The organism is Dyadobacter sp., from assembly GCF_051859145.1.
GTDB lineage: Bacteria > Bacteroidota > Bacteroidia > Cytophagales > Spirosomataceae > Dyadobacter.
Map to the genome: position 1 here is coordinate 1 of NZ_JBHYGF010000064.1, position 12,593 is coordinate 12,593.

Below are 12,593 nucleotides of genomic sequence, written 5' to 3' on the forward strand. Positions count from 1 at the left end.
ATTCCAGGTATTCGTAGGAACGGAAAACTCTTCGATAACCTGCGAGCGATCCATGACATTCCAGCCCGCTTGTTTCAAGCGGATATCAATGATTTGCTTTCTGGTCTGTCTCTCGTTATTCAAAATTTTGTCACTCCCTGATTGAAATTAAATCTGCCTTTTTTTAATTTAGAAATAACCGAACAATCTCGATTTTCGGCTTTTCCATCTTTGGCAATATAAACTTCCTAAAAATGCCAAAGAAAACCTTCACCAATAAATTTCCCCATTCAATCATATAAATTATGACCTAGTATTACTCGAGTCGGTTAAAATCGCTCAGTCTTAGGGCATCAATCCAAATCCCCCGCCCGCTCCTGATACTCATCCAGCACCTTATCATTCATATATTCAAGCCTCTTTTCCGCCGACAATTCCGTAACCGCCTCATAGGAAATAAAAGTGCAAGACTCTTTCAAAGGCCCTTTCTCTAAAAGTGCGAAAACGGGGCGGGAGATTTCTTGCAGTACCTTTTCGCGCCGCTCGGCTGGGGCTACGATGTGGGCGCTGATGTCCAGATTGGGTTGCAAGGCCATCAGATCGGCCATTCGTAGGATGCCGGAATAGATGGAAGTGGTATGTTCCACTTCAAAAGCACGGACGATCGACCGGCCTTTGATCCAGAGTACGTCGATATTTTCAATGGTTTTCAGCGTAATGTTGTCATAGTTCAGGGGCAGCGTGGTAAGGAGTGAGTCAGTTTCCGGTTTCCAAACTGCCAGCACTCTTTGCCTGTCACTTTTCGGAAGCCAAATTTTCAGCTTCATCCTCTCACCAAGGCGCGACAGCATTGCTTGCACCCGGATCGACTCGCGGACATCATCTTTTTCGGACGTCGGGGCCGGTTCCTGCTCTTCTTTCACGGGTACCGATACTTCCACTTCCTTGCTTTCCTGCGTTTTGACGGTCAATGTGACCAGCTTGCGATGGTCGCTTTCGCTGAGTGGGAAAATTTTGGGAGCTGATAATTGTCTTTTCAAATAAGATTCAATCCAGGCTCCATCCTCCTCTTCGAAACGGCGCAAATTGCCTCGCACCATATTGGTCCACGCAGTACTTTTCCTGGGTAGATTTCTGGTAAAAGAAAGACTGGTCCAGCATTCCTCATCGTCCACAGGAAGCGCCTGATCGAGCGGGAGCCAGGCAATTTCCTTCACCGGAAACCGCAAGGTATACACATCATCGTCCGAGTAAACCGGCGCGTTGTCGATAAAATATTCCCCCGTAACTTCCAGAATGCCAGCCCAACGGGACAATTTGGTTACATAAGCAATCAGCTTATCACCTTTTTTGATTGCATTTGCCTGCGTTTTTTGATTTTCGCGAAAACCAGAGATCGACCGCTCAGTTTGCGTGAATGTATGGTAGGTGTCGGGAGAGAATAGGGTGATGTAGTAGGCCATTTTGTGTTTTTCAGGAAAACAAGATAGTGGCAAATGGGGGATTTGGCAACTATGCATCAAGCTTGTAAGTGCTGAGAAGAGTAAGCTCCATATTTTGGTTTAATCCAAAAACGAAAAAACCCCGCTTAAAACGGGGTTTTTTTCATGTTTCGCACTCTCGGCAGAGAGAGAGGGATTCGAACCCCCGGACCTGTTACAGTCAACGGTTTTCAAGACCGTCGCAATCGACCACTCTGCCATCTCTCTAAATCGTTTGGGCGTATCCGAAACGTGGTGCAAAAATAGGAACAAAATTGTTACGCGCAAGATTTGGGGTGAAAATTTTTGAAAGTTATACGTCGTGCCGCCGCTCACGTCAGTTGCAAGTAAGGAACTCAGAATGCATTAAAACGTTTTTGATAGATAGCAATCTTACAGTTAGTAATCGACATGGCAGACAAACTTATTCAGGATATACCCTTTTCCATTCTCGACCTCGCGCCGATCACAGAAGGGAATAATGCGGCAACCACTTTCAAAAATAGCCTGCGACTGGCGCAGCGGGTGGAGGAATTGGGCTATAAAAGGTACTGGCTCGCGGAGCACCACAATATGGCAAGTGTCGCGAGTTCGGCTACGTCGGTGCTGATCGGCTACATTGCCGGGGGCACAAAAACGATCCGCGTCGGCAGTGGCGGCATTATGTTACCCAATCACGCGCCGCTGGTTGTTGCCGAGCAGTTCGGTACACTCGCGTCGCTGTATCCTGATCGCATTGACCTTGGACTGGGTCGTGCTCCGGGAACAGACCAGGTGACTGCCCGCGCACTGAGACGCAATTACATGGAATCGGCGCAGGATTTTCCGAACGATGTGATCGCATTGCAAACCTACTTTTCAGCAGAGAACAGCAACTCCAAAGTGCGCGCCATTCCCGGCGAGGGGCTGGATATTCCGATCTGGATTTTAGGTTCAAGTACGGATAGCGCAAGGCTGGCGGCGCATTTGGGATTGCCTTATGCATTTGCAAGTCACTTCGCGCCCACGCAGTTCATGACCGCCATTGAACTCTACCGCCGCAATTTCAAGCCGTCCAAATACCTCGCGCAGCCTTATGTCATCGCTTGTGTCAATGTGATCGCCGGAGATACTATCCAGGAAGCAGAGCGGCTTGCGACTTCTTTCTTTCAGCTTGCCACGGGTATTATAACGGGTAAACGCCGGCCTTTGCAGCCGCCTGTCGATAGTATGGACGGACTTTGGGGAGAATACGAAGAAGCTGCCGTGCGGGAAATGATGAAATACACATTCATCGGAGACAGAAAAAAAATCGGCAGCGATCTGGCGTACTTTCAGAAACATACCCAGCTCGACGAGTTGATGGTCACCAGCCACATCTACGATCCCGAAGCGCGGATCCATAGTTATGAGATTTTGAAAAGTGTGCAGCATGAAAGTGTGCTCAGCGCCTGATCCATTCCTTCAACCACATTGTCGTTATTTCGCAAAATTTTGGTAATTGCATTCTGTAAATTACCAGCATCATTAATCCAGAGAACCCTCACCGGCAAGAAGAAGAAGAGTTGCTTTACCGTCTACGGCAGAGCGACAGGAATGCTTTTGCCGAACTATACCGGAAGTACTGGCGGCGGTTGTTCGATTCCGCTTACAAACGGCTGCTGCTGAGGGAAGAGTGCGAGGAAATAATCCAGGAAATTTTCGTTGACATTTGGGAAAAAAGGGAAACGCTGATCATCACCGTTTCCCTGGAAGCCTATCTTTTTGGTGCACTCCGCTACCGTATTTACAACCTGATCCGTTCGAGAAAAATCCGGAATGCGTATCTGGATCACCTGGCCCATACGCATGAAGTTGAACAAAACTACATTGAAGACAGCCTGTACTATGAAGAGCTGGCCGGGGCTTTGGCGAAAAGTATTGAGAATCTGCCCGAGAAGATCAGAAAAGTATATCAGCTCAGCCGTCGTGAAAACCTGAGCTACAAAGAAATCTCAGCTCAGCTGAACATTCCTGTCGATACCGTGGAAAAGCAGATGGGCAAGGCGATCCGGATTATCCGGGCCAATCTGAAAGATTTTACATTGTTGCTAATTTTGCTTGCGGAGCGTGGTTTTAGATAAGGTATCAGAAAAAAAGAACGCACTAAATGACGGAAGTCAGGCCTGAATGTTACTAGTAACTATTAAAGAAGTTTGATCATCAATGGACAGGGAGCGGTTACAATATTTATTGGAAAGGGAGAGGGCAGGGGCTGCTTCCGTTGAAGAGCGCGCGGAGCTGGAAGAATGGTACCTGAGTTATGAAAACCGGCCAGATTTTACCGAGCGCCTGTCCAAACGCGCCTTACCCGCTTTGGAAGCAAGCATATTCGAGAGAATTGAGCATGCGTTGGAGCAGGAAAGTACATCGCTGATCCAACCAGAAAGAAGAACAATCTATGCTGGCATGCTGCGGATTGCGGCTTCTATTCTGCTGGTTGTGCTGGCTGGCGCCGGCATATACTTCTATCTGAGCCGGGCTGAAATGGTCCGGGAACAAACCGGTTATGGCGAAGTGCGGAAAGTAATGCTCCCCGACGGTTCGGAAGTGACGCTGAACGGCAACTCGGAAATCACCTATCTTTCCAACTGGGGAAATGAGCAGCTTCGCGAAATTAACCTGAAAGGGGAGGCTTATTTCAAAGTAATCCACACGCAGGACAACCGTAAATTCCGCGTCCGTACTGCAAAGGATTTCAGCCTCGATGTGCTCGGGACGCAGTTTACAGTGGCCAACAGAAAAAGCGGCACCCGCGTTGTCCTCGCCCAGGGTAAGGTACAATGCAATCTGAACGATGCTGAAAACGAGACGCTCATTATGAAGCCCGGGGAAATGGTAAAGTTTACCGGTAACCCTTCCGATTATGTACGCGAGAATGTACAAGCCTACCAGTATTCAGCATGGAAAGAGCACAAGCTGATTTTCAATAATACTACCCTTGAAGAAGTGTCTCAGATATTGGAAGATACTTACGACTTCAAAATAAACGCAGAAACCCCCGGGTTACTGACGCGCAAAATCACAGGTTCTGTGCCCACAGACAACATTGAGATACTGATCCAGGGTATTGCAGAAGCATCTGGCGTAATGATCGCTCAGCATGGGAAGGAGCTAACAATCACAGATCGGAAAAGAAAATAAGTAAAAACAGATACACAGCTCATTTGCAAAATCTATGTATTCACAATTAATAAAATAGATTATTAATAATTAATTTATTTGTATTTTAAAATATAAACTGTTGATTTAAAGGCAAGTTGAATTGTACGGGCAGGTTAGAGCACTTCCATTTTGTAAAATTTTAATTTGAAATGGCGGTAAGGCGAAGGAAATGTTACTATACAATCACAATGCAGAATTAAATGCTTGTGATCCAATCATTTTCTTACTCAAACAAACCCTTTTGCAGCCTTTGCCTATGAAACGATTAATTATTACACTCAAACTTTTTGCGCTCTGCAGTTGCTTCCTGGCACAGGCAACCGCGCAGTCCATCGCACTCTCGCGGGCGGACAAAGTCACTGCTCCAACAAATAACCCGGAGCAAGCCGTCACGCTCGAAAGTAAGTTGCGGGACCTCGAAAAGCAATTCAATGTATCCTTTCTGTACAATTCCGGATACGTGGCCGGGATCAAAATCAAGGATTCAGGAAAAGCTTCGTCCCTTGAATCTTACCTCAAAAGAATCCTGGAACCCAACAAACTGGCATTCCGGAAACTGAGAGACAACTTTTATGTGATCTACACCAAAGAAGAAATCGAAGACAGGGAAGGGCAGAAGTCACAAAAAGACCAGAATACATCGGGTATTCAGCATTCCAAATCGCTGGCTTCCGCAGGCGGTACCGCGGCTAATCAGGCTGCATTGACCGTTTCGGGCGTTGTTGCGGATGCAGTTACCGGAGAGCCGCTGCCGGGAGCAAGTATCATTATCAAAAATACAAGCAACGGAACTACCACCGATAACACAGGTCACTATACGTTATCCAATGTACCTGAGGACGCGACGCTCGTTTTCTCCTTTATCGGTTACCTCTCTGCGGAACTTCCGGTGGATGGCAGGTCGGTAATTGACATGAAGCTGTCAGCTGATTCAAAGGCGCTTTCAGAAGTTGTTGTGGTAGGTTACGGTTCTGTTTCCAAGAAAGATGTTACGGGCGCGGTTTCCTCCGTTGGTGGAAGTGAAATCCAGAATATGCCGCTTCGCACCGCATCTGATGCATTGCAGGGGAAAGCGGCCGGGGTAATGGTCACGCAGAGCAGCGGTAGCCCGGGATCTGCCGGCGTAGTGCGCATCCGCGGCATCGGTTCGATCAATAATTCAAATGAGCCTTTGTACATCGTTGATGGTCTTCCGCAAAGCGGAATCGGCTGGCTCAATCCCAATGATATCGAGACAATGGACATTCACAAGGATGCTTCGGCGGCTGCTATTTACGGGTCACGTGCTTCAAACGGGCTGGTCATTATCACCACCAAAAGAGGTACCAAATCTGAATCTGTGAATGTTTCATTTGACAGCTATTACGGACTGCAATCGCCCTGGAAACGTCCTCACATGCTGAATGCAGAGGAATTTATCACATACAAAAACCGCGCTGCCGAGGCAGTAGGCGTCACTCCGCCGATTTCCCCTTCCATGAAGGAAGAGGCGCTGGCATTTGTGCGCGCCAATACGGGCGCGGAAGGTACCGACTGGTGGAAGTACATCACGCAAAAAAACGCGCCGGTGCAGAGCTACAACATCACGGTATCGGGTGGAAGCAGGAAAGTGGATTTTGCTTCATCAGTAGGTTATATGGATCAGAAAGGGATCGTGCGCGGGTCTGACTATCGCCGGATTTCGTGGCGAAATAATGTAAATGCAGATATTAATGACCGTGTGCGCCTGGGAAGCAACATAGCTGTCGTATACGAAAGCCGCCAGAATATCGATGAGAACAATCCATTCTCGGGTACCATTTTCAGCGCGATGACTGCCGATCCGATCACGCCTGTTTACAGGGATAACCTCACCAATATCCCTTCTTTTTACCAGACGATCATGCAGAATTATGATGCGAGCAATGCATTTTCAAAATATGCAGGTGTACTCTATTCAAACAAACCTAACCCCGTTGGTCAGATCGAAAGAATGCGCCAGAGTATCTGGGAGGGGATCAGCTTGAAGGGCGGTGCCAATCTGGAAGTGAAGATTATCGAGCCGCTTAAATTCAGAAGTAATTTCGGTCTGGATATCAACCGTGCATTGTCGAACGGATTTACACCGCAGTACTATCTCAATGGATATGATTATAGCAACTTCAATACGGTGAGCAATTATTCGTATTGGTCCAATTACTTTGTTTGGGAAAATACGCTTGCTTTTGATCAGGTGTGGGGCCAGCACCGCGTGAATGCGCTGGTAGGTACCTCGGCGGAGCAAACAAAAGGACTTGAATACGGTGCTTCCAAGCAAGGTGTGGTTAATAATGATCCTGATATGCGGATCATCAACTCCGCTACCATCAACCCGGCCGCCTCAGGTTATACTTACTCCAATTCGCTGAATTCATTTTTTGGAAGGGTGAGCTATTCCTATGGAGGCCGCTACGTTCTTACAGCCAATGTGCGCCGCGACGGGACTTCGCGCTTTGCGAAAGATTACCGCTGGGGTACATTCCCTTCCGTTTCCGCCGCCTGGAATTTTACGCAGGAAAGCTTCATCAAAGACGCCGCTCCGAAATGGCTGACGAGCGGAAAGCTGCGGGCGAGCTATGGTATGATAGGAAATCAGAATGTTTCTAACGGCGCCTATCTTTCGACTTATGGAAATAATGGCCGCTATCTTTTTGGCAATAATACCACGGCTTACCTGGGTGCAGGCCGGAGCAGCATCGGGAATGCTATGCTGCAATGGGAAACTTCCACGCAAACTGACTTAGGTTTGGATCTTGCGTTCCTGGACGGTAAAATCAACTTCACTGCCGATTACTTCAATAAGGCAATCGACAACATGCTGCTCATTGTCCCATTGCCAACTACACTGGGATACCCCAATTCACCCTGGTCCAATGCAGGTAAAATGGTGAACAAAGGCTGGGAATTTGCAATTGGTTACGACAATGCGGTTGGTGATTTCCAATACGGCATTAAGGCAACTTTCTCAACCTTTACCAACAAAGTAACCACGCTTGGCGGCGGTGAGCCGATCTATTCCACAGCCCACCTCGGCGAAACGATCAGCAAAACAGAAGAGGGAATGCCCGTGGGTTATTACTTGGGCTGGCTGACCGACGGGATTTTCCAGACGCAGGACGAGGTGAATGCAAGTCCGCAAAAAGGGCTTTCTTCTCCGGGCGATATCCGTTTCCGCAACATCAATGGTGACAATATCCTGAATGCAGACGACCGCACCAAAATCGGGAACCCCTGGCCGGATTTCATCTACGGTTTTACACTGAATGCAGCTTACAAAGGATTCGACCTGAGCGCATTCATCCAGGGCTCCCAGGGAAATGACGTTATGAACATTCTGCGTTACGATACCGAAGCCGGAACAGGCTGGTACAATGCGCCGAAAGGTTTTCTTGAAAAAGCGTGGAACGGTCCGGGCAGTACAAACGAGTACTACAAGATCTCGCAGAATGCAGGTCTGAATACAAACGTATCCTCGTATTTCGTGGAAGACGGATCTTACATGCGGATGAAAAACATACAGCTGGGTTACAGCCTTCCGGCCGGTCTTTTACAAAAAGTCAAAACCAAGCAGGTGAGACTGTACGTAGGCGCTCAAAACCTTTTTACCATTACCAAATACAGCGGACTTGATCCTGAAATGGGATCGACAGACCCTAAATTAATGGGTATCGACCAGGGATATTTCCCTCAGGCGCGCACCTGGATGTTTGGTATTAATGCGAAATTTTAAATAGATCCACTCTCGAATATATTCTTAAACAGGAATAGAAATATGAAAAAATTATCATTCATGATGCTGGTGTGCTGCCTGGTACTGACCGGCACATCCTGCTCCGATGAGTTTTTAGACCGTACTCCTCCGGGTAACCTGACCGACGAAACGTTTTACAAATCACCCGATGCAGGTTTTAAATCACTGATCACCTGCTACCGCGGATTTTACGATTTCTGGGGTTATGAAGCTGCCCGTGCAGAATTGGGAAATATGACCACGGACGACAGCGACAAAGGCGGCTCCGACGCAGGTGACCGTCCATCCGTAACAGACCTGGGCTTTGGCCGCGCGATAGCATCCAACGAAACACTTACAGGTTACTGGACAGCACGTTACAATGCGATAGGTAACTGCAATGTGGCACTTGAAAAGTTGCCCGCAGCAGATCTGATCGATGCAAGCGGAGCCCCACTGGCTGAGAATCTGAAAAACCGCTACCTGGACGAAATCCGCTTTTTGAGAGCGATGTTTTACTTTGAGCTTGCCGAGGTTTTCGGTGGCGTGCCGCTGGTAACAAAAACGCTGACTGTGGACGACCGCACGAAACTGAACCGGGCTACAAGCAAAGAGATATTTGCATTTATCGAATCGGAACTGCTCGCAGTAAGCAGTGACCCTGCCATGCTCTCGGCTACGAGCATCCAGCCTGGCGAGATCGGCAGAGCGACAAGGGAAGCAGCACTGGCATTGCTGGCACGGACTTACCTGTTTTTTGCCAAAGATGATGTTGCATTATATGCGAAAGCGCGTGACGCCGCCAAGAAGGTAATCGACTCCAAGGCATTTGCGCTACATCCGCAGTTCCAGGAAATTTTCCTCGAACATGGTTACAAGACCAAAGAAGCAGTGTTTTCCATTATTATGGGTGACGATCCTGCTATTCCTATTAATGGCAGTACCACTCCTGTATATTGCTCGCCGCGCGGGGCGACGGGCGGCTGGGGCTTTGATATGCCTACGCAGGATCTCGTCAATGAGTTTGAGCCGGGTGACCCGCGTTTACTCTTCACCGTAATTCAGCCGGGTGATGTGTTCCCGAAAGTCAATGGAACGAAAGAAGTACTGGATTTTTCTACCTATCCCAACACAGGTTACCACAACCGGAAAGTGTATCTCCCCGAAGTAAGGCGCGGACAAGGTTGGGGAAATGATGCGTGGACTTACCATCCGATCCGTTATGCCGACGTGCTGCTGATGTACGCAGAAGCATTAATCGAAAGCGGCGGCAGCAAAGCAGAAGCCGCAGATTACATTAACCAGGTCCGCAAGCGTGCTTCCGGCAGTATGAGAAAAGATGTGGAAGCGGTTTCAAGGGTTGCGAGCATTGCCGAGAAAGCTTTGCCGGATGTGAAAGCAACGGACGATCTGCGCAAGGCAGTCCGCCACGAACGCCGCGTGGAGCTCGCTATGGAATACCACCGTTTGTTTGACCTGATCCGCTGGAATACGCTGGTGGAAACCATGAAAACCTACTCTCAAAAACCTGCGTCTAATGGAAAAGGGAATAATTTTACTGCGGGGAAAAACGAAGTCTTCCCTGTTCCGCAAATTGAGATAGACAGATCAGGCGGATCTATCACCCAAAATCCTAATTATTAAAGATGACAGACTTGCCACATGAAAGATGTGGCAAGTCTGTTTTTCTACATTTGTAAATTAGTCCAACGTATCTGACTGATCAGTAACATACTTAATGTGTTTCAAGTGAAAAAGATCTTGTATTTAAGCGGGCTGCTGTCTATTGGCCTGTTGAGCATTGCCTCCGCTCCGAAAAAGGAAAAGCCGCTGTTCAGGGCTATTGATCCCCGGCAATCCGTTCCCGTTACTGTGCCGGATTCGAGCCGGTTTACCTACACCACCGTCGTTTCGGGCTTAGACGAGCCGATGGAAATGGCCATTTTACCGAATTACGACATTGTTGTGGCGGAAAGGAAAGGCGGCGTCCGCTACTTTGATAACAAGACCAAAGAACTCTCGACGATCTCCCAATTCAATGTGTTTAGCGGCATTGAAGACGGTTTGCTGGGGGTAGCCGCAGACCCGGATTTTAAAAATAACAACTGGATATACTTTTATTACGGAGTCGCAGGGGACAGGCACGTCAGCCAGTTGGCGCGCTTTGAACTCAAAGACCGTAAGCTGATCCAGGAGTCTAAAAAGGTGCTGCTCGAAGTGCCTACCCAGCGACAGTATTGCTGTCATTCAGCGGGTTATCTTACTTTTGATTCTGCGGGATTTTTGTATTTGTCAATCGGAGATAATACCAATGCAGAAGAAATAGAAGGACACAACCCGATCGATGAAAGACCGGGAAGAGAACTGGCGGACGATCAGGCATCGACGGCCAACAGCAATGATTTTCGGGGAAAGATATTGCGGATCAAGCCGGAGGCGGACGGAACTTACAGTATCCCTGATGGTAACTTATTCCCAAAAGACGGTTCACTAGGTAAGCCGGAAATTTTTGCAATGGGTGTAAGAAATCCATTCAGAATGTCGGTAGACCCTAAAACCAAATATGTATACTGGGGAGATGTGGGCCCGGACACCGAAGTGCCGGCGAGTGAGGGCAAGTTGAGTTATGACGAGATCAACCAGGCGCGGAAGCCGGGCTTTTTCGGATATCCCTATTTTTTGGGTGATAATGAAGTTTTCCCGGACTACGATTTTGAAACAAAAAAAGAAGGTCCCGGAAAAGATCCGAAACGCCCGATCAATGATTCGCCGAATAACACAGGTGTGAAAGAATTGCCGGCTGCACAGCCTGCATTCATCTGGTATGGAAAAGGTCCTTCCAAAAAGTGGCCGCAGGTAGGAAGAGGCGGCGCGAGCGCCATGGCCGGACCGGTGTATTACAGCGATCTTTATCCCAATGCGCCTTACAAATTGCCTGAGTATTACAGTGGAAAGCTGTTTATCTACGACTGGATCAGAAAGTGGATCCTGGCTGTTACCATGGACAAAGACGGAAATTATGTAAGTATGGAGCCTTTTTTGCCGCAACTGAAAGTAGTAGCGCCGATGGATATGCAGATCGCCCCGGATGGCGCCGTTTACCTGCTGGCTTATGGTACTAATTGGTTTGCCCGAAACACAGATTCAGGTATTATCCGGGTGGAATACTCGGAAGGGAACCGCAATCCGGTTGCTGCATTGAAAATCGACAAGACAATAGGAGCAGCTCCACTTACTGTTGCACTGTCGGCCAAAGATTCAAAAGATTTTGACGCCGGTGACAAGCTTTCCTATTCCTGGAAAATTGGTGGCAAAACTGCCGCCGGCAAAGAGTTAAAGCACACATTCAGCAAGCCCGGAACTTACAATGTGGTACTCACCGTGTCAGACCAGAATGGTGGCAAAGGAACAGCGACCACGCAGGTGAAAGTAGGGAATACACCTCCTGTGGTTGACATAGCAACAAAGGCAAACCGCAGCTTTTACTGGGATAATTCAGCATTTGACTACCAGGTAAAAGTGAGCGATAAGGAAGATGGGAAGATAGATCAGCAGCGTGTGAAAGTAAGTTTCAACTACCTGCCTTATGGAAAAGACCTCGCCGGTGCCCTGACCTCCGATGGTGAAACGGATCTTCGTTATGCAGGTACTGCCAGGTTGTACGCTTCGCTGGATTGCAAAGCCTGTCACACGCCCGAGACGAAATCCATCGGACCTGCATTGAAAGAGATAGCAAAAAGATATGCCGGCAAGGAAGGTGCAGATGCGCTGCTCGGCCGCAAGATCATTACCGGCGGAAGTGGTAACTGGGGATCGTACCCGATGCCGCCGCACGCAGATTTGTCCGAAACAAATGCGAAGGAAATAGCCAGCTACATCCTATCGATGGGACAGGCAACTCAAAAAACGCCTTTGACAAACAGCATGAAACTTACAGAGCACATCGGGAAAGGAAATGAAGGCGCGTATGTTTTGCAGGCTTCGTATGCAGATAAAGGTGCCAATGGCATTGAATCGCTGAAAACCGCCAGCCATATCGTACTTAAAAACCCGTTGATCCAGCTGGAAGATTACCATGAAGGCAATGTGAATGTAGTAATTGCCACCCGGAACACTGGATTTATTTCATACATCGCCAATATTACTGATGGTAAATACACCCGCTTCAATGCCGTTGATCTTACCCACATCAAGGCAATCCG

Annotated in this window: 7 protein-coding genes and 1 tRNA gene; 6 read left to right on the forward strand and 2 right to left on the reverse strand. The window is 48.2% G+C overall.

The window, feature by feature from the left end:
- Window positions 1–332 precede the first annotated feature (332 nt).
- Window positions 333–1,442, reverse strand: coding sequence for a hypothetical protein (locus ACTIE6_RS05150; RefSeq protein ID WP_439555607.1), 1,110 nt, complete (start codon window positions 1,440–1,442; stop codon window positions 333–335).
- A 161-nt stretch (window positions 1,443–1,603) separates the two neighbouring features.
- Window positions 1,604–1,688, reverse strand: a tRNA-Ser gene (locus tag ACTIE6_RS05155).
- Window positions 1,689–1,871: 183 nt separating this feature from the next.
- On the opposite strand from ACTIE6_RS05155, the gene ACTIE6_RS05160 reads away from it, so the two are divergent.
- The 6 genes from ACTIE6_RS05160 to ACTIE6_RS05185 all read left to right on the forward strand — a co-directional run.
- Window positions 1,872–2,894 (forward strand): LLM class flavin-dependent oxidoreductase, encoded by a 1,023-nt coding sequence (locus tag ACTIE6_RS05160; RefSeq protein ID WP_439555608.1) that lies wholly within the window; start codon window positions 1,872–1,874, stop codon window positions 2,892–2,894.
- 110 nt (window positions 2,895–3,004) lie between these two features.
- A complete protein-coding gene (locus ACTIE6_RS05165; protein ID WP_439555609.1) occupies window positions 3,005–3,562 on the forward strand; it encodes an RNA polymerase sigma-70 factor in 558 nt (185 codons plus the stop codon).
- A gap of 109 nt (window positions 3,563–3,671) precedes the next feature.
- Window positions 3,672–4,622 carry a FecR family protein gene (locus ACTIE6_RS05170; RefSeq protein ID WP_439555610.1) on the forward strand — a complete coding sequence of 317 codons (951 nt, stop codon included), beginning with the start codon at window positions 3,672–3,674 and terminating at the stop codon, window positions 4,620–4,622.
- 277 nt (window positions 4,623–4,899) lie between these two features.
- Window positions 4,900–8,391: a SusC/RagA family TonB-linked outer membrane protein gene (locus ACTIE6_RS05175; protein WP_439555611.1), complete on the forward strand. Its 3,492-nt coding sequence runs from the start codon at window positions 4,900–4,902 to the stop codon at window positions 8,389–8,391.
- A gap of 42 nt (window positions 8,392–8,433) precedes the next feature.
- Window positions 8,434–10,035 carry a RagB/SusD family nutrient uptake outer membrane protein gene (locus tag ACTIE6_RS05180; RefSeq protein WP_439555612.1) on the forward strand — a complete coding sequence of 534 codons (1,602 nt, stop codon included), beginning with the start codon at window positions 8,434–8,436 and terminating at the stop codon, window positions 10,033–10,035.
- A 105-nt stretch (window positions 10,036–10,140) separates the two neighbouring features.
- Window positions 10,141–12,593: PQQ-dependent sugar dehydrogenase (locus tag ACTIE6_RS05185; protein WP_439555613.1), on the forward strand; the 2,453-nt coding region annotated here is incomplete at its 3' end.

What these genes read in the sequence shown, in the direction of transcription:
- ACTIE6_RS05150 (WP_439555607.1), bottom strand. Translation starts at nt 1,442, where the DNA reads ATGGCCTACTACATCACCCTATTCTCTCCCGACACCTACCATACATTC.
- ACTIE6_RS05160 (WP_439555608.1), top strand. Translation starts at nt 1,872, where the DNA reads ATGGCAGACAAACTTATTCAGGATATACCCTTTTCCATTCTCGACCTC.
- ACTIE6_RS05175 (WP_439555611.1), top strand. Translation starts at nt 4,900, where the DNA reads ATGAAACGATTAATTATTACACTCAAACTTTTTGCGCTCTGCAGTTGC.
- ACTIE6_RS05180 (WP_439555612.1), top strand. Translation starts at nt 8,434, where the DNA reads ATGAAAAAATTATCATTCATGATGCTGGTGTGCTGCCTGGTACTGACC.